This is a genomic window from Chryseobacterium sp. ZHDP1 (assembly GCF_018603435.1).
Classification (GTDB): domain Bacteria; phylum Bacteroidota; class Bacteroidia; order Flavobacteriales; family Weeksellaceae; genus Chryseobacterium; species Chryseobacterium indicum.
Window position 1 is genome coordinate 1,122,981 of sequence record NZ_CP075682.1, and the last position, 16,647, is coordinate 1,139,627.

Sequence of the window (16,647 nt, forward strand, 5' to 3'; positions counted from 1 at the left end):
TTACACTATGATTAATAGTAATTTTATCAACTATAAATATAGTTTAAAATAAGTGCAAATCGTAGAAAATAATTATTTTTCAGCAAGTTCTTTTACAATTTGCAGACCTTTTGTAAAGCCTGTATTCATATGCTCTTCCCAATCTTTTTCAGTCTGAACTTCGGCATGAAGTTTTGTTTTGCCATCAAAATCGATTAAAAAATATTTTTCAAAGCAGCCGCTCCACTGTTTCACCTCCATGCTTTCTGTATCTTCGTTACCTGCTTCATCTCGCATTCCCAAATGTTTGAAAACAATCTGATCAGGCTTTTCCAAACTGTCTATTGTAGAAACCATTCCTGCTCCTTCTGCATTTGTAAAATAGGTTTTCCCGTTTACTTTCCAGTCGGATTTCATAAAAGAAGCCGAATTTGGATTAAAAAATTTCGTCCACTCACTGTAGGTGTGTTCATTCCACAAAACGTCCCATATTTTTTCTTTCGGAGCGTTAATGATAATTTCATACGATAAAGTTTCCATAATGTTTTTATTCAATTTTAAAACTGATTTTCAGATAAATGCTTCACATTGGAAAGTGCATTGGAGAAATTTTCTTCGAAAAAGCTTTTAAACTCTTCTGAAGTCTGAATTTCAACGGTAAGATGCGTTGTATTTTCGTTTTCTGTTAAAATATAATTTTCTGTCCCACTTTTAAAGTTCTGCGGTGTTTCAACGCCATTATAAATTTCGCCAAGATGCTGAAAGGTAATCTCTTCATTGGGAACAAGCTTCACAATTTTGCTGAACATCCCGTTGTTCTGAGGATCCAGAAATTTAATAATTTCATTTTCTTTTAAATTTCCCTGATAAAAAGAACCTTCTCTGAATGCAGAAGTCCATTGTCTGAAAGAAAAATCATCCCAGAGCACACTCCATACTTTTTCCGGCTCAGCATTGATCTGAATATCAAAATGTAATTTTTCCATAAAAAATATATAAACTAGCTGTTATTTTAAATACGATGTTACCCGCCTACGAAATCTCCGCCGTTAATGTGAATAATTTCTCCCGTTATAAAACTGGAATCTTCCGAAGCCAGAAAAACATAAGCCGGAGCAACTTCCGATGGCTGTCCTGCACGTTTTAACGGGTTATCTTTTCCAAAGGTTGAGAGATCGTCGAAAGTTTCCTTCACAAGAGGAGTCCAGATCGGACCGGGAGCAACGCCGTTGACTAAAATCCCTTTCTCTGCGATATTGGTTGCCAGAGAACGGATAAAAGTTGCGATAGCACCCTTCGTAGCGGAATAATCAATCAGATGATCGCTTCCTCGGTATGCCGTTACTGAAGTGGTACAGATAATCCGGCTCCCTTTTTTCATCAGGGTTAAAAGATCTCTGGTGAGAGCAATCATAGAAATAATGTTGACATTAAAAGTTTCGAGAATCTGCTCATCAGAAATATTTTTAATATCATTTTCCGGAAACTGAATACCTGCATTGTTTACAAGAATATCTAAGGTTTTCCAGTCTTTTTTAAGCGAATCCATGCATTTTTTTCTGAAGGACTTTTCGGAGACGTCTCCTTTCATCAGAATACATTTCCGCCCTTCTTTTTCTACGAGATTCTGAGTTTCTTTTGCATCGTCATCACTTTCTTTGTAAATAATCACAACATCTGCTCCTTCTCTCGCAAAATGAACCGCAACCGCCTGTCCGATTCCGCTGTCTCCACCTGAAATTAAGGCTTTTTTACCCTTTAGTCTATCGCTTCCTTTATAATTTTCACGGATGATTTCAGGAAATACCCCTTCTTCAGGAACTTTTGACTTTGAGTCTGACTTGTTCTGTGTCTTCATAAGCAAATCTTTTATGAATACCCATCAAACAGCAAGCCGAAACGGAAAAATTATGACGTTGAAGAATATAAGCAGAAAGTTTTGTAACGGTTAAAAAGCTTCAAACCTCCCTGCTTCCTTCTTCAATCGAATCCTAAGAATTATAGGCATCTTCCAGATCCTGAATAACAATTTTGTGCATTCCCATCATCGCCTGAAATACTTGCTGACCTTTTACCGGATCTGATCCGTTCATCAGTTCCAGCAATCTTTTGGGAACAATCTGCCAGCTCAAACCAAATTTATCTTTCAGCCAGCCACACATACTTTCTCTTCCTCCATCTGCCGTTAAAGCATTCCAATAATGATCGGTTTGTTCCTGATCATCTGTCATTACGACCATAGAAATTCCTTCATTGAAATCGAACTGATGATCGTAAGAATTATCCATACAGAAGAAACTGTATCCATCAATTTCAAAATGGGCATGCTGAATATTTTCTGCCGGTTCAGGAGCAGGATGTCCTTCGCTTCCATAGCCATATCTTAAAATATTTCCGATTTTAGAATTCGGGAAAACTTTAGTGTACAATTCCATCGCTTCCATTGCTTTTCCGTTATTTTCATGAATAAACATTAAGGTAGGAATTATTTTCTGTTCAGTTTGTTTTTCACCTAAAAAGATTTGCCACGTTACATCATATTTATCTTTCAGCCAGCCATATTTTTTGCTCCAGGAATAAGAATCCAGAGGCATTAAAGCAATTCCGCCTTCCAATAACCCGTCCCAATACTTTTGCACCTCATCTTCCGTTTCGCAAATCACCATAAACGAAACCGATGCATTTTTTTTGAAATGAGGACCGCCATTCAGCATCATCATTTTCTGACCGAAAAGCTCGATATTCATCACCATCGGAGTATCTGCGGTAATTTTTCCGTTAAATATTCTGCAGTAGAATTCTGCGGATTCTTTTGCGTCTCCGTCATACCAGAGACACGGGAAAATAGTGTTGTTCATATTTTTAAATTTTATTTTTTTGCTTTGAACACCAATAGCTTCAAATGTTTTTCACGAATAATCACAAATGATTCGAAAGGTTCAGCTTGGCATCTCTGATACCAACAGTTTATTTAGCAATATAACTGATGCATGTCATGCTGAGCTTATCAAAGCATTTAATCAAAATTTATAATGAAAATGTATGCAGATATTGGTGCAGTTTGTGTTCTATATCAATTTTTAAAGGAAACATTGTTTTCCTGCATATAGGCTTTGAGTTTGTACATTGTACTTTTTCCGAAACCGTGAAGCTGCAGGATTTCCTTTTCAGAATACTCTGAAAGTTTTTCAAGAGAATCAATCTTTTCCTTTGCCAGAGCTCTTCGGGCAGGAGCGGCAAGAATTCCCTGTAAAAAAGTTCCGTTAACTACATGACTCACCGCGCAAATGGAACTTAAACATTTTGCCATTATCACTAAATTGATCATGATTCTGAAAATTAAAAATCTTTCTTAATTGTTTTCTACATACTTATGAAAATTGTTCAGAATTGCATACCATCCTTCTCTCTGCATTTCTACGGGATTCTGTGTTTCCGGATCGAAAATAATCTGTACGCTGGTTGTATTTTCATCCATCTTATCAAAAGTTATCTCTGCTTTTCTTCCGTCTTCCATGTGATATCTGATCTTCTCATACGGTATCACTTCATCATAAGTTCCCACAAAATCGAATCCAAAGCTTTTATCTTTGGCTTCCATCCTGTTTTTGAACTGTCCTCCGACTCTGAGATCGTTTTCTGAACTCGGACATTCCCAGGATTCGTGGGCAAAATTCCATTTGGTAATATGCTCCGGACCGTTGTAATAGTCCCAGACTTTCTGAACAGGTGCCAGAATTGTAATATCGATGTGAATTGGTTCCATAATATTATTTTTAAAGGTGTAAAAGGCAACCAAAGTTCAGTTGCCCTTTCAATATAATTAGTTTAAAGATAAGTCTATTTTACGTATTCTTCGTTATAATTAATCATCCAGTGTACACCATATTTATCCTGAAAGCTTCCGAAATAATCGCCCCAGAACTGGTCTTCAATGGGCATTTCCACATTTCCGTCTTCAGAAAGCCCTTTGAAAATTCTGTCGGCCTCATCTCTGGAATCCGGAAAAACAGAAACGTAATTGTTATTTCCCACATTCAGTTTTTGTCCGAAACTTGGAACGATGTCTGATGCCATCAGTAAATCTCCGCCTATCGGAAGTGCAATATGCATTACCCTGTTTTTCTCTTCATCCGATAAATGTTCAGTTCCGGGAGCATTGCCCATTCTGTAAATTTCACCAACGAATTCCCCGCCGAAAACGGATTTGTAAAAATTGAAAGCTTCTTCTGCTTTTCCATCAAAATTTAAGTAAGGATTTAATTTAGCCATGATTTTTTTTATTTTTTTTTAGTTAAACACAGATAGCACTAATTTTTTCACGAATACCACGAATAATATTTGTGGAATTTGTGTATTAATATTTTAAACACAAATAGCTCTAATATTTTTTATGAATACCACTAATACTATTTGTGGAATTTGTGTAGAGTTTTTTTTGATTAGTGTTTTCATCAAACGGATAATTTATCATTCTCACGAAGGGAGAATCTATTTTATCATTTTTTTAATATCAGATCATTCAAGAGAATTTCCGTTAAAAATAACAAAGAAATATCCGCACAAATTTTTTTTACTAAAATTTATGTAAGAATTAATGGTATTGATTTAAATTTTACTCTTTAGGCATTTGGGACGGATCTGCAAACATTACATTCCAGCCATGTCCGTTGATATCCCAAAAGGAATTGTGATACATCCATCCGTAATCCTGCGGTTCTTCATGCTGTGTTGCACCATTCGCCACAGCAGTATTTACCATCTGATCTACCTGTTCACGGGTATCTAAACTGATGGCAACCAAAACCTGCGTTGTATCTCCTTTCGGAACAGGTCTTTCTGAAAAAGTCTGGAAAAATTCTTCCGTTAAAAACATCACGTAAGTATTATCGTTCATAACAATACAAACGGATTGGTCATTGGACATTTCATCATTGGTTGGGAAGCCTAATTTTGTCCAGAATTCTCTTGTTTTCTGTACATCTTTCACCGGAAGATTCACATAAATCTGATTGATTTTCATTTTGCTGTTTTTACTGTTAAAATTATACTCAAAGTTATCAAGTTAAAATAAAAATCAACTTGCCATAAGACAAGATTTAAATTTTCTTCGGATGGGAAACCAGCTCTTTACGGATTCTGCTTAAGGAAGTATCTGTAATTCCCAGAAACGAGGCAATCTGCTTTAAGGGAGCAAACTGTACTACATGCGGCTTCTGCTCTAAAAGATTGAGATAACGTTTGGTTGCGGAAAGGGTAAACATCTCTACAGAACGCTGTTTACCAATGAAAAGCTGCTGAGACATCCATGCTCTCCCCCATTCTCTGAGATTCGGAATTTTATGAAACAGTTCCTGAAAAGTTTCAAAATCAAACTTCCAGCACTCGCAGTCTGTAATGCAGACAATATTTTCCTGAGTGGGAATTCTCTGAAATAAAGATGAAACTTCAATAATGATTTCATTTTCAACAAAAAAATTAATCGTTACATCATTTCCGTTAAAATCGTTGACAAATGAGCGGGCAAGACCTTTCTCCAGAATATAATATTCGTTGGCTGTTTTTCCTTCTTTCAGTATAAAATCTCCTTTATGAAAAAAAACTTTTTCATGTGCCTGAAATATTTCATCCAGCTCATCATCAAGGAAAAAAGGGAAATCGTAGCAGATTTGTAAGGCTTTATTGCTCATCAAGTAAATGTTTTTCAAAGTTTTAAAAATAAAATTTTTCCCGGAACTGATGAAGCAATTCTTAAACAAAGTGATGATTTGTGGTAGCTTATTTTTGCGTAATCCTTTACAATAAGTATATTCCGGATCTGTCCACCAATTACAATTAATGACAAAGAAGTGTCAATCTTTATAAATCCTTTGCGTAGATTCTTTTGAAATCACAAAATCTATTATTAAAAAGAAAAACTTTCAAATCTAAAATTTAAAACAGAGAAAGCTGTATAGGTTTTGGACTGGAAGGTTTCTGGGCATCTCCAAATACAGTTTTTCCTCCAAACCGCCATGAATTCTGTCTTTCTTCTTCAATGACTTCCCGAATATCAAAATCGGGAGTAAAATCTTTTTCAGTTGATTCAATAATCTGGTGAAGCTTGTTTAACGTTTTTAATTTATCTGAATTTCCCAGTTTGGATCTTTCGATTCCTGATTTTAAAATCTGCAAACTTTCATCATACACTTTCGTAGGAACCGGAAACGGATGACCATCTTTTCCACCGTGGGCGAATGAAAATCTCGCAGGATCTTTGAATCTTGACGGCGCACCATGAATGACTTCGCTTACCAAAGCCAGAGACTGCATTGTTCGCGGACCAACGCCTTCCAGCATGAGCAAATCTTCGAAATTTTGCGGCTGCTGTTCTCTGGTTACATATAAAAGTGCTCCAAGTCGTTTCAGATCAACATCAGAAGCCTGAACATCGTGATGATTAGGAAGAATTAATCTTGAAAAATCGCTCATGATTTCTGCGGAATCGGTGTGGGAAATTTCCAGAATTCCTTTTCTGTTCCCGGAAGCTTCCGCATCTGTAAGGTTTAAAATAGTTCCTCTTGAAATTCCGTTTATTCCGGTGTGAGGCTCTTCCACAAAGGATTTAATATTCTCCGAATGCCAATGATAGCGTCTTGCCGTTCCGTCCGATTCGTGCATTCCCTGCTGAACAACGCTCCAGTTTCCGTTATCCGACAGAATAAAATTATGCAGATACAGTTGATATCCATCCTGAATTGCCGTATTATCCACTTTTGCCGAAAGTTTGCTGGCTTTTACGAGATCATTTCCGTTCAATCCTGTTTTATCAGCAATCTGAAGTAATTCTGAAGGTGTTTCGCGGGAAAATTTTCCTTTTCCGCCGCAAATATACAACCCCAATGATTGGGAATTTGGATTGATGGAACGCTTCAAAGCACCCATTACCGAAGTTGTAATTCCTGAAGAATGCCAATCCATTCCCATCACCGCGCCAAAACTCTGAAACCAGAAAGGATCTGCCAGTCGACGGAGAACTTCGTCTTTTCCATACTCCATGAGAATTACCTCAACAATAGAAAGCCCGAGAATCGACATCCGTTCATACAACCACGGCGGTACTTTGCCATAGTGAAGGGGTAAATCTGCGGTTCCGGAACGTTTCATTGTGTAAATGTAAGCGGAATGTTTTTAATTTTTAATGATTGTGATCAGTAATTTTATGGAAAACAGGAAAGAAAAAGTCCTGCAGACTGTGCAGGACTCCGATTTTTTATGGATCGGTTTTTATTTCAACGCAGCTAATGCAGCCTGATAATCGGGTTCATCTGCAATTTCTGATACCTGCTCTGTATACACCACTTTATTGTTTTCATCCGCTACAATGACAGCACGGCTTAAAAGTCCCTTCATTGGCGAATCTGTAATGGTTACTTCGTAATCGTCTCCAAAACTGCTTCTGAAATCTGATAGCGTTTCTACATTATTAAGACCTTCCGCAGCGCAGAATCTTCCCAAAGCAAAAGGTAAATCTTTAGATACATTAATAACGACTGTATTTTCTAAAGCTGAAGCTTCTTCATTGAATTTTCTTGCAGATGATGCGCAAGTCGGGGTATCGATACTTGGGAAAATGTTGAATACTTTCTTCTTTCCTTCGAAAGTTTCCAGAGTTTTCACATTAAGCCCTGAATCTACCAAAGCAAAATCTTTAATTGTGCTTCCTACTGACGGTAAAGTTCCTATTGTATTTACTGCATTTCCTTTTAATGTAATACTTGACATAATTTGTTTTTTTAATGTTTTTCAAATTTAGCTAAAAAAGAAAACTTTTCCCATCAAATAATGGTTAAAAAATAATTAAACCGGAAAGAAATACCAATAACGGGTCTTTTACATTCAATGGGTTTCAAATAGTATCCGAAATTGTTAACAATATACTTAACAGAAGCTCCTTTTATAAAGGGGCTTTTTCTATTAAAAATATGAAAAGTAAAAAACAAATCCTCCCGAAAATGAGAGGATTTATTATGAAAACTATGTCGTGGAAAATTTAAATAAATAAAAAATATTAAGCATGAGCTTTTCTGAATTTAATCATGCTTAAAATAAACAGACCTAAAAGTCCCAGAATAAAATAACCTTCCGCAACCTGAAGCTGAATCTGAGGTTTTATGAAAGCGGCAATTCCATAGCTTAATGCTGAAGTAATAATGAAGGCTACTCCACCCGTTAAACCGCCTGCAATTCCTGCAGAATTGGGAAATCTTCCGATACAGTAGGAAAAATAATTGTTGAAAATAAATCCTGCTGTTACGTGAATGAAAAAAGCAAAAGCAACCAGACTGTAAATATTATTGGAGAAATACGAAGCGGCAAACATAACAGCAATCAGAAGCAACTGAATAAAATTGGCGTTTCTTATTTTAGGTAAAAAAGCTTTATTAATTAATGCCTTTCCTAAAAATCCGCCCGTCATCCATGCAAAACCGAGAATAAGAGAAACATATCCTGCCACAACTTCGGAATAGCCCATTTTATGCTCAATAATAAAGGAACCACAAAGATTAAAAAACATAATCATCGAGTAACTCAAACCACACATAATCATTCCGTAGAAAAAATCTTTAGCTTTGAACATAGAGTTGTATTCTTTAATCAGGAATTCCACATGAAAAGGATTTCTCTTTTTTAATGTTTCACCAGAGAATATAAATTCAAGAATCAGCAATAACAAACTGTACCCTGCCAAAACGTAGAAATTTGACTGCCATCCAAAGTTTTTCTGCAGATATCCTCCGATAAACGGTGCAACAATAGGTCCAACTGACCATACAATCGTCATGATGCTGAGATAATGTTTCCGCTCTTCTCCTTCATAAACATCTACAAAAAAAGCTCTTTTGGCAACGACTGCGAAACCCGATAAAACACCCTGCAAAACACGCATTGCATAGATCACAAAAATGTTCTGCGTTGTAGCGGTAATTAAAAAAGAAGCGACAAAAAGCGCCAGAGAAATCATGGAAACTTTATATCTTCCGAAAGAATCCACAATACTTCCGGCGAAAAACTGGGTAAGACCGTAACTGATTAAAAATATGGATAAAGTAAGCTGGATATTGCTTTCCGTCTGGTGCAGTTCTGTTGCCATACTCGGCATGGAAGGAAGATAAATATCCGTTGCCAGTCCGGACATCGGAATAACCGCAAATGCCAAAACTGTAGCAATAAATTTGTTTTTTTCTTTAAGGGTAACCATTGCTGATGTTAAAAATTATCAATTGAAAATCCAGATTTCCGGAAAAAGATCCTGAAAATATGAATTCATGCAATTTTAATTATTGACTAATTTCATTGATCCTTCGCTGTATCTTTCACCAACGTCGGGATATTTTTTTAAGATAGAATTTATTGTTTTCAGGTCAGATTCTGAAAGCTCAATTTTGGTTGCTTCAATATTTTCTTCTAAGTATTGGATGCGTTTCGTTCCCGGAATCGGAATGATATCCTCTCCCTGATTCAAAACCCACGCTAAAGCAAGCTGAGTTCCTTTTACGCCTTTTGAAGCCGCAAAACCATTGATCTCCTGAGCTAAATTTCTGTTATTTTCAAGATATTTTTCCTGATAACGCGGTAAAGATTTTCTGAAATCTTCATCTGTAAAATTCTGAGCTTCATTAATATTCGAAAAAAGTCCTCTTGCTAAAGGTGAATAAGGAATTAAAGTGATTCCCAGTTCACGGATTACAGGCAGAATTTCACGCTCCACATCTTTCGTAAGCAGAGAATATTCTGACTGCAACGCGGTAATCGGATGAATTTTATGTGCTTTTCTGATCGATTCCGCAGAAGCTTCGGATAAACCTAGATATTTTACTTTTCCTGCCTTTACGAGATCTGCCATTGCTCCTACCGTTTCTTCCACAGGAATATTGGGATCTACTCTGTGTGCATAGTACAAATCGATTTCATTAATTTTCAGGCGTTGAAGGCTTAAATCTACTGCCTTTTTGATCCATTCCGGTGAACCGTCGAAATAAGTTCCCGGAGCGCCGCTGTGACCGGCTTGTCCATCTTTAAACCTGAATCCGAACTTGGTTGCGATAAAAATTTTGTCACGGTTCGGAACCAAAACTTTTGAAATCAGTTTTTCATTTTCTCCGTTGGCGTACATATCGGCTGTATCCCAAAAGTTGATCCCAAGATCCAACGATTTATGAAGGGTTTTAATGCTTTCCTGTTCATCCGTTGGTCCATAAGCAAAGCTCATTCCCATACAGCCCAAACCGATCGCCGATAATTCTACACCTGTGTTTCCTAATTTTCTAAATTTCATGATAGTTTGTGATTTAAAAGTTACAGTACAAAATTATAACAGCCGCTGAATGATTTCAATATAGAATTCAAACGAAGAATTATAAAATTCAAACAAGCGCAGTTCTTACTGCATTGGGTGTCATTCCGGTTTGTTTTTTAAAATAATTGGTAAAATAGGCAGGTTCTTCAAAGCCTAATCCGTAGGCAATTTCAGAGACATTCCAGTCGGTATGTTTTAATAAGGCATGAGCTTCCTGAATAATTCTTGCCGCAATCTGCTGACTTGTCGTTTTTCCTGTAATTTCCTTTACGGAACGGTTTAATGAATTAACATGAATGGAAAGGCTTTCGGCATAATCTACAGGACTTTTCAGTTTTAAAAATCTTTCGGGACTGTCAATGGGAAATTGTCTTTCCAGCAGTTCCATGAATAAGGAAGCGACTCTCTGCGAAGCATTCTGATAAGGTTCAAAATTTTCCGCAGGATGCATTTTCATCGTTTCGTGAATCAGAAGATGAAGGTAAGCACGCAGCATATCATATTTATGAAGATAATCAGACTGAATTTCGTTCATCATTTTAATAAAGATATCGGCAAAGGTTTTCTGCTGTTCTTCATTGATAAAGAATACGGGAGTTCCGCCAATTTTGAAGAGCTGGGAATCCTGAAGATTTCCCAGACGGTTTCCGTCATGCACAAAATGATCTGTAAAAAGGCAGAAAAAACCTTTCTGATCATTATCTTCTGCTTCCCATGAGTAAGGAATCACCGGATTTGAAAAGAGCAAAGCCGGCTGATCCACATAGATCCATTTATCGGCATAATGCAGTTTTCCTTTCCCGATAATCAAAGAAATTTTATAATAATCTCTTCTGCTGTACGGTGTAATGAGTGAGCAATTTTCGCGTGAAAAGACATTAAAATGTCCTACTCCGGGAGTTTTGATACATTCCAGACCGACGCGCTGGTAAAATCCTTTTACGGTTTCATTAGATTCCATTTTTCAAAATTATAAAATTCAAACAGAATTTCAGTAATGAAATAACAGCGATAGATAAAATAAAAACGACTGATCTTTCGACCAGCCGTTTTAAGATTGAATATAATTGATTAATTGGTTTTAATGATGACCTTTTCCGTTTTTATGCCTGTAAACTTTGGCTTTTTTATCCATGTGTTTATAGCGTTTGTCATTATTTTTATTTCTATTGTAAACTGCTACAGGGTTTTGTCCTTTGTAATATCTGTTTTTAAATTTAGCATATTTATCCCTTCCCAAAATTCTTTCCAACTCTACATAACGGTCATTTCTCCATCGATCAGGATTATTATCATATACTCTGTTCCAGGAATCATAATCTCTGTAACGGTCGTTCAGCGCATAAATTTGGTTTGCCTGTGTTGTTGAAAGCACCAGATCTGAAATTACACTCTGCCAATTGACATCGGTAATACTTCTTCTGTAGTCGTTATAATAGTCTGTCTGTGCGTAGGATAAACCAAAAGTTCCTACCAGCATCATTGTTATGATTAACTTTTTCATCTTTCATTCATTTTAAATTAAACTGAATATAAATTTTCAATTTGAATGCCAAACCATTTAAAACAATTTCTAAATGCAACAGAAAACATTCATAAATTATTGATTATCTAAAAGATACAAACCATTCATAAATTTTTCTTAATGATTTTAAAAATTCTTAAAACTTTCGCAGATTTCAGTTTTAATTTGTAATTTTAAAAGAAGAAAGTTTTCAATACTTCTTACTCACCAAAAATCTCAATCGTATGGAAAATATAAAATTTGAAGTATCTCCTTATCAGGATGAATTGCAGATACTTATTGACGGAAAAAAGTCGGGCTATATGTCCATTGAGATCGACGGCAGACTTTTAATTGTCTACTACACCAAACTTGAAGAGGAGCATGAGGGAAAAGGCTACGCCAAAATGCTTCTGGATGAGCTTGTTCGCTATGCCGAAGAAAAAGATCTTCTGGTAGATCCTGAATGTGATTTTGTAAGACAGCAGTTTGAAAATCATCCTGCCCGTTACAAAGACATTTGGCACGCGTAAATTAATCTTTCCACCAGACTCTGAACTTATTATCTGAAGCATTCAGATCAACGGGTTCGCCGATCATGGGTGTTAAAATATTAAGATTTTTATCTTTTCCGAATTTCGTTACTTTTTCCAGCGGTTCGTTCCATGCATGGAGCGCCAATGCAAATTTAGACGAATGTACCGGAATGATATTTTTCGCCTTTACATCAATACTTGCGTGAATAACATCTTCCGGCAACGCATGAATGTATTTCCATGCTTCATTATACTGTCCGTTCTCCATAAACGCATAATCGAAAGGTCCGTATTTTTCACCGATCATTTTGAAATGGGTATCGTAGCCGCTGTCTCCGCCTAAAAACAGTTTTTTTGTAGGAGTTTCCAAAACATAGGAAGTCCAGAGTGTGACATTTCTTTTGACTTTTCTTCCTGAAAAATGTCTTGCAGGAGTATAAATTATTTTAAGATCATTCTTCAAAACAACTTCACTTCCCCACTCTTCTTCGATGAGCTGTTCCGGTTCATAACCCCATCTTTCCAGATGTGAACCAACTCCCAATGGTAAAATGACTTTTTTTACTTTATTTTTAATGGCTTTTACCGTAGGATAATCCAGATGGTCGTAATGATCGTGGGTAATCACCAGATAATCAAGTTCCGGAATATCTGCGGGCTTAAAAATATCGGCTCCGGAAAAGGCTTTGTTGAAAAACTTAAACGGCGAACCGTAAGAACTTAGCACCGGATCAATAAGAAATGAAACGCCATCGGTCTGAATATAATACGATGAATGTCCCAACCACACAAAAATATCTTCATTTTTAGGAAGATTTTTTAAATTTGTATGAATGGATGGAATATTTTTCAGTGGCTTTAAAAGCGGATTTTTTTTTGCAAAGAAGAAATCGAACATTACTTTCGGCATGGAATATCCTTCTGCAAGAGAGGGTGTTTCGCTGAGGTTCTGAAACTGACCATCTCTGTAATGAGCGGACTGCTGCATTCTTTTTAACCTCTCTCCTTTTGCTTCCGCGCCAAAGACTTCCTGTCCTGTAATTACAAAATATAATAAAACCACTAAAACTGCGACTGCAATAATTGTATAAACCATTTCTTAAAATAATTGTCAAATGTATGACTTTATAAGCTATGACGATTTAAAATTGAAAGTCCTTTATTTTTATCCGAATAATTTTTAGTAATTGTTTTAACGTCTGGTTTGCAGTGGATTTATTGATATTTTTGTGATATATTTAGTTCGGAATTACAGTTGATTTCTTTGAATCTCCGATGTCACAAAGGAAATGATGCATGATTTTATTGTAAGAAGCTCTTTTTCAATAATTAAACCGCAAAGAAAGACAAAATTGATTTGAATAATGGAAAATTAAGTCAAACAAGGGCGTTTCACTTATATAAGTAATACAAAGTGAAGAAATCCAAAATGCGTTATTTATTTAGAAATATGTTAAAATTTTAAATATTTTGATTGTTTATGGTAAACATCAACAATTCATTGTGTTAAAGTAATTATTTTAGCATTGGTAAAATTGAAAATGCGCTTTAGAAATTATTTCATATTAGTATTAATTGTCTCGCTATGCTCTTGTGTGTCTGTAAAAAAGCACAATGAGCAGCAGAAAGTGTGTATTTCTCCCGAAAAACTGAAAGAGGATGTAGATTTTGCGTATTCCAAACTGAAAGAAACGCACCCAAATCTGTATTGGTACATTACCAAGGAAACGCTGGATTTTAAGTTTGACAGTCTTAAGCAAACGCTTCGGGAGCCGCTTACGCCGCTTCAGTTTTATTTTAAATTGCAGCCTGTGATTGCGGAAATAAGGGAAGGTCATCTTTCGTTGAGAATTCCGTCCAAGAGAATCACCAAAAAGGAAATTAAAACGCTGGAAGGGAAAAAAGGAATGTTCAGCCGTTTTGAATATTATGTGAAAAACGATAGGCTTTACATTATCGAAAATAAAGATTCGATCCAAAATATAAAGCCGGGAACAGAAATTCTCTCGATCGATAAGGTTCCTGTTTCTGAATATATTAAACGGTATAAAAAACTGATCAGCAGTGATGGTTTCAACACGACTTTTCAGCCTTATTTCCTGAAAGATGTTTTCTTCAATTATTATGTTGCAGAAAAAGGCTACGAAGACCACGCAACTCTGGAAACAGTTTATAAGGGAGAAAAAAAGACTTACGAACTCACGAGAGAATCAAAATCTGAAGAGGATCTTAGGAAAGATAAGGAAAACAAAAAGCGGACGCAGGAGAAAAAAGTGAATGATTACGTTGCTTTCAGCAATTCTTACAACCGGAATTTTAAATTTTTAGATCAGGACAGTACGATTGCGTACATTCAGGTGAAAAGTTTCTCGGGTATTTTTTCTTCGAAGTTTTATAAAGAAACGTTCAGAAAGATCAAAAAAGCGAATGCAAAATATTTAATTATTGATATTCGGAACAATTACGGCGGTTCGCTTGAAGAAATCAATAATCTGTATTCTTACCTGAGTTCTGAGCCGTACACTTTGATAAAACCGTCACAGGTAACTTCAAAATCGGCACCTCTGAAAACCAATTATTTCAGAAAATCAGGTTTTTTGCAGTATGCTTTCAAAACATTGATGTATCCTGCATTTTTCTTCGGACAGACTTTCAGCACGTATAAAAAAGACGGCAAATTTTATTACAAAACGAGAGCCGACAAAGTATCTAAACCCAAAAATGATGTTTTTAAAGGGAAAGTTTTTGTGCTTATTAATGGCTCGAGTTTTTCAGCATCTTCTATTTTAACCTCAAAGCTTAAAAATGATAAAAAAGCAGTTCTTGTAGGTGAGGAAACCGGAGGAGCCAATGACGGTACGGTTGCAGGATTTTACTCTTATCAAACGCTGCCTAATTCCAAGATCGATCTGCCCATTGGAGTTCTTCTGGTACAGCCCAATATTACGTTTACTGATACTAAAAAGGGGGTTGTTCCGGATGTAAAAGTTTCTGAAACCATGGAGGATATTCTTGAGAAAAAAGATCCTCAGTTGGATTGGATCATGACTGAAATTGAAAAAGAAAAACACCCATAACTGATGCAAAAAAGTATTTTAAAAATCTTAAAAATCATAGCTACTGCTCTGTTTTTATGGTTTATCATTCACTCCATTTATATTGTTACCGATGGTCTTTCTGATCAGGAAAAACGTGCCGATCTTGCCGTTATTCTGGGAAATAAGGTGAATGAAGACGGTACTTTATCGACAAGGCTTGAAAAACGTCTGGAAACCGGAATCGCGTTGTATCAGCAACACAGAATCCAAAAGATTCTCGTGAGCGGAGGATTGGGAAAGGAAGGATTTTACGAAGGGGATAAAATGAAAGAGTTTCTCCTTAGCAAAGGAATTCCTGATTCTGTAATTATTGTTGATAATAAGGGAGATAACACAAGATTAACCGTTGAAAATACGCTTAAACTTGAGCCTCAGTTAGATTTTAAGAGCATTATCGTTGTTTCCCAATATTTCCATGTTACCCGAACCAAAAAACTGTTTGAAGACCAGGGTTTTGAAGAGGTAAGTTCAGCAAGTCCGGCTTATTTTGAATGGCGGGATCTGTATTCGATTTTGCGTGAATTTCCGGCTTATTATACGCAGTAAAGGTTTTCGGCGGCTTCGCCGCCGAAAACCAATCAAAATTTATTTTTTCAGTTCAGAGAAAAGCGTTTCAATCTGTTTAATATATTTTCCGTAGAAACCATTGAACCAGACTTTCCCCAGTAAAAACAGCAAAGGCATGGTGATGATCATGGTAGAAATCAGCGCAATGGCAATTTGTGTATCCGTTAAAGGAACCGGTCGTGGAATAAATTCCAGAACGATAATAAGTTCACAGACCAAGAACGGCACAAAAGACAGATAAAAAGAAAGATAGTACTGCTTATTCAGGTTAAACTGATGCAAAAGATCCTGCAGACTGTCATAGGTTTTCATCATCGTCTCGCTCATATTTTTATACAGCTTAAAAAACTGACTGTAAAAGAAAAAGGTTACAAAAACCATAGATCCTATAAGAATTGTGATGTAAAATTTAAACTTAAAAGATCCTGCACAGACTGCAATTAAGGCAAAAGCAAAAACAAAAATTGCCACGGTAGACCAAAATTCCATCCGCATATTTTTACGGATTTTTTCCAGCGGAAGATGGATTCTGTTTTTCTGCTCGATGCTTATTTCAGGGGTTTCTCCAAAAGAATGATCTTCATTCCATGTATTTTTAAGGTCGTCTATATTCATAATGTCTAA

The 16,647-nt window shown here is 36.2% G+C and carries 20 protein-coding genes; 3 read left to right on the forward strand and 17 right to left on the reverse strand.

What is annotated here, in order from left to right; all coding sequences use genetic code 11:
* Positions 1-72: 72 nt before the first annotated feature.
* The 15 genes from KKI44_RS05050 to KKI44_RS05120 form a co-directional block, all read right to left on the reverse strand.
* A complete protein-coding gene (locus tag KKI44_RS05050) occupies positions 73-519 on the reverse strand; it encodes an SRPBCC family protein (RefSeq protein WP_214590125.1) in 447 nt (148 codons plus the stop codon).
* A 17-nt stretch (positions 520-536) separates the two neighbouring features.
* Positions 537-965, reverse strand: a complete 429-nt coding sequence (locus KKI44_RS05055; RefSeq protein WP_214590126.1) for an SRPBCC domain-containing protein — start codon at positions 963-965, stop codon at positions 537-539.
* Positions 966-1,003: 38 nt separating this feature from the next.
* Positions 1,004-1,837, reverse strand: a complete 834-nt coding sequence (locus tag KKI44_RS05060; RefSeq protein WP_214590127.1) for an SDR family oxidoreductase — start codon at positions 1,835-1,837, stop codon at positions 1,004-1,006.
* A 133-nt stretch (positions 1,838-1,970) separates the two neighbouring features.
* Entirely contained in the window at positions 1,971-2,837 is an 867-nt protein-coding gene (locus KKI44_RS05065; protein WP_214590128.1) for a VOC family protein, read from the reverse strand.
* Positions 2,838-3,052: 215 nt separating this feature from the next.
* Positions 3,053-3,289, reverse strand: coding sequence for a hypothetical protein (locus KKI44_RS05070; RefSeq protein WP_250902164.1), 237 nt, complete (start codon positions 3,287-3,289; stop codon positions 3,053-3,055).
* A 42-nt stretch (positions 3,290-3,331) separates the two neighbouring features.
* Positions 3,332-3,745, reverse strand: coding sequence for an SRPBCC family protein (locus tag KKI44_RS05075; RefSeq protein WP_185204943.1), 414 nt, complete (start codon positions 3,743-3,745; stop codon positions 3,332-3,334).
* 74 nt (positions 3,746-3,819) lie between these two features.
* Entirely contained in the window at positions 3,820-4,251 is a 432-nt protein-coding gene (locus KKI44_RS05080; RefSeq protein WP_214590130.1) for a VOC family protein, read from the reverse strand.
* 343 nt (positions 4,252-4,594) lie between these two features.
* Positions 4,595-5,002: a VOC family protein gene (locus KKI44_RS05085; protein WP_214590131.1), complete on the reverse strand. Its 408-nt coding sequence runs from the start codon at positions 5,000-5,002 to the stop codon at positions 4,595-4,597.
* A 76-nt stretch (positions 5,003-5,078) separates the two neighbouring features.
* Positions 5,079-5,669 (reverse strand): Crp/Fnr family transcriptional regulator, encoded by a 591-nt coding sequence (locus KKI44_RS05090; RefSeq protein WP_214590132.1) that lies wholly within the window; start codon positions 5,667-5,669, stop codon positions 5,079-5,081.
* A 244-nt stretch (positions 5,670-5,913) separates the two neighbouring features.
* A complete protein-coding gene (locus KKI44_RS05095) occupies positions 5,914-7,125 on the reverse strand; it encodes a DUF763 domain-containing protein (RefSeq protein ID WP_214590133.1) in 1,212 nt (403 codons plus the stop codon).
* Positions 7,126-7,245: 120 nt separating this feature from the next.
* On the reverse strand, positions 7,246-7,743 hold the full coding sequence (tpx, locus tag KKI44_RS05100; protein WP_214590134.1) for a thiol peroxidase: 498 nt from the start codon (positions 7,741-7,743) through the stop codon (positions 7,246-7,248).
* 286 nt (positions 7,744-8,029) lie between these two features.
* Positions 8,030-9,220: an MFS transporter gene (locus KKI44_RS05105; RefSeq protein WP_214590135.1), complete on the reverse strand. Its 1,191-nt coding sequence runs from the start codon at positions 9,218-9,220 to the stop codon at positions 8,030-8,032.
* A 75-nt stretch (positions 9,221-9,295) separates the two neighbouring features.
* A complete protein-coding gene (locus KKI44_RS05110) occupies positions 9,296-10,297 on the reverse strand; it encodes an aldo/keto reductase (protein ID WP_214590136.1) in 1,002 nt (333 codons plus the stop codon).
* Positions 10,298-10,385: 88 nt separating this feature from the next.
* Complete coding sequence (locus KKI44_RS05115) at positions 10,386-11,279, reverse strand: helix-turn-helix domain-containing protein (protein WP_076394570.1); 894 nt, start codon at positions 11,277-11,279, stop codon at positions 10,386-10,388.
* Between the two features lie 120 nt (positions 11,280-11,399).
* The gene (locus KKI44_RS05120; protein ID WP_194304437.1) at positions 11,400-11,822 is read right to left on the reverse strand and encodes a hypothetical protein; all 423 of its coding nucleotides are present in this window, start codon (positions 11,820-11,822) and stop codon (positions 11,400-11,402) included.
* 245 nt (positions 11,823-12,067) lie between these two features.
* Between KKI44_RS05120 and KKI44_RS05125 the strand changes: the two genes are divergently transcribed.
* On the forward strand, positions 12,068-12,355 hold the full coding sequence (locus tag KKI44_RS05125; protein WP_087710810.1) for a GNAT family N-acetyltransferase: 288 nt from the start codon (positions 12,068-12,070) through the stop codon (positions 12,353-12,355).
* A gap of 1 nt (position 12,356) precedes the next feature.
* Here KKI44_RS05125 and KKI44_RS05130 read toward each other — a convergent pair whose 3' ends face one another.
* Positions 12,357-13,454, reverse strand: coding sequence for an MBL fold metallo-hydrolase (locus tag KKI44_RS05130; protein WP_214590137.1), 1,098 nt, complete (start codon positions 13,452-13,454; stop codon positions 12,357-12,359).
* 499 nt (positions 13,455-13,953) lie between these two features.
* On the opposite strand from KKI44_RS05130, the gene KKI44_RS05135 reads away from it, so the two are divergent.
* Both KKI44_RS05135 and KKI44_RS05140 read left to right on the forward strand, forming a co-directional pair.
* Complete coding sequence (locus tag KKI44_RS05135) at positions 13,954-15,435, forward strand: S41 family peptidase (protein ID WP_250902165.1); 1,482 nt, start codon at positions 13,954-13,956, stop codon at positions 15,433-15,435.
* A gap of 3 nt (positions 15,436-15,438) precedes the next feature.
* Positions 15,439-16,002, forward strand: coding sequence for a YdcF family protein (locus tag KKI44_RS05140; RefSeq protein ID WP_214590139.1), 564 nt, complete (start codon positions 15,439-15,441; stop codon positions 16,000-16,002).
* A gap of 39 nt (positions 16,003-16,041) precedes the next feature.
* Here the strand turns inward: KKI44_RS05140 and KKI44_RS05145 are convergent, their stop codons facing one another.
* Entirely contained in the window at positions 16,042-16,638 is a 597-nt protein-coding gene (locus tag KKI44_RS05145; RefSeq protein ID WP_214590140.1) for a hypothetical protein, read from the reverse strand.
* Between the last annotated feature and the right edge of the window lie 9 nt (positions 16,639-16,647).

What these genes read in the sequence shown, in the direction of transcription:
- KKI44_RS05050 (WP_214590125.1), bottom strand. Translation starts at nt 519, where the DNA reads ATGGAAACTTTATCGTATGAAATTATCATTAACGCTCCGAAAGAAAAA.
- KKI44_RS05055 (WP_214590126.1), bottom strand. Translation starts at nt 965, where the DNA reads ATGGAAAAATTACATTTTGATATTCAGATCAATGCTGAGCCGGAAAAA.
- KKI44_RS05060 (WP_214590127.1), bottom strand. Translation starts at nt 1,837, where the DNA reads ATGAAGACACAGAACAAGTCAGACTCAAAGTCAAAAGTTCCTGAAGAA.
- KKI44_RS05065 (WP_214590128.1), bottom strand. Translation starts at nt 2,837, where the DNA reads ATGAACAACACTATTTTCCCGTGTCTCTGGTATGACGGAGACGCAAAA.
- KKI44_RS05070 (WP_250902164.1), bottom strand. Translation starts at nt 3,289, where the DNA reads ATGGCAAAATGTTTAAGTTCCATTTGCGCGGTGAGTCATGTAGTTAAC.
- KKI44_RS05075 (WP_185204943.1), bottom strand. Translation starts at nt 3,745, where the DNA reads ATGGAACCAATTCACATCGATATTACAATTCTGGCACCTGTTCAGAAA.
- KKI44_RS05080 (WP_214590130.1), bottom strand. Translation starts at nt 4,251, where the DNA reads ATGGCTAAATTAAATCCTTACTTAAATTTTGATGGAAAAGCAGAAGAA.
- KKI44_RS05085 (WP_214590131.1), bottom strand. Translation starts at nt 5,002, where the DNA reads ATGAAAATCAATCAGATTTATGTGAATCTTCCGGTGAAAGATGTACAG.
- KKI44_RS05090 (WP_214590132.1), bottom strand. Translation starts at nt 5,669, where the DNA reads ATGAGCAATAAAGCCTTACAAATCTGCTACGATTTCCCTTTTTTCCTT.
- KKI44_RS05095 (WP_214590133.1), bottom strand. Translation starts at nt 7,125, where the DNA reads ATGAAACGTTCCGGAACCGCAGATTTACCCCTTCACTATGGCAAAGTA.
- tpx (WP_214590134.1), bottom strand. Translation starts at nt 7,743, where the DNA reads ATGTCAAGTATTACATTAAAAGGAAATGCAGTAAATACAATAGGAACT.
- KKI44_RS05105 (WP_214590135.1), bottom strand. Translation starts at nt 9,220, where the DNA reads ATGGTTACCCTTAAAGAAAAAAACAAATTTATTGCTACAGTTTTGGCA.
- KKI44_RS05110 (WP_214590136.1), bottom strand. Translation starts at nt 10,297, where the DNA reads ATGAAATTTAGAAAATTAGGAAACACAGGTGTAGAATTATCGGCGATC.
- KKI44_RS05115 (WP_076394570.1), bottom strand. Translation starts at nt 11,279, where the DNA reads ATGGAATCTAATGAAACCGTAAAAGGATTTTACCAGCGCGTCGGTCTG.
- KKI44_RS05120 (WP_194304437.1), bottom strand. Translation starts at nt 11,822, where the DNA reads ATGAAAAAGTTAATCATAACAATGATGCTGGTAGGAACTTTTGGTTTA.
- KKI44_RS05125 (WP_087710810.1), top strand. Translation starts at nt 12,068, where the DNA reads ATGGAAAATATAAAATTTGAAGTATCTCCTTATCAGGATGAATTGCAG.
- KKI44_RS05130 (WP_214590137.1), bottom strand. Translation starts at nt 13,454, where the DNA reads ATGGTTTATACAATTATTGCAGTCGCAGTTTTAGTGGTTTTATTATAT.
- KKI44_RS05140 (WP_214590139.1), top strand. Translation starts at nt 15,439, where the DNA reads ATGCAAAAAAGTATTTTAAAAATCTTAAAAATCATAGCTACTGCTCTG.
- KKI44_RS05145 (WP_214590140.1), bottom strand. Translation starts at nt 16,638, where the DNA reads ATGAATATAGACGACCTTAAAAATACATGGAATGAAGATCATTCTTTT.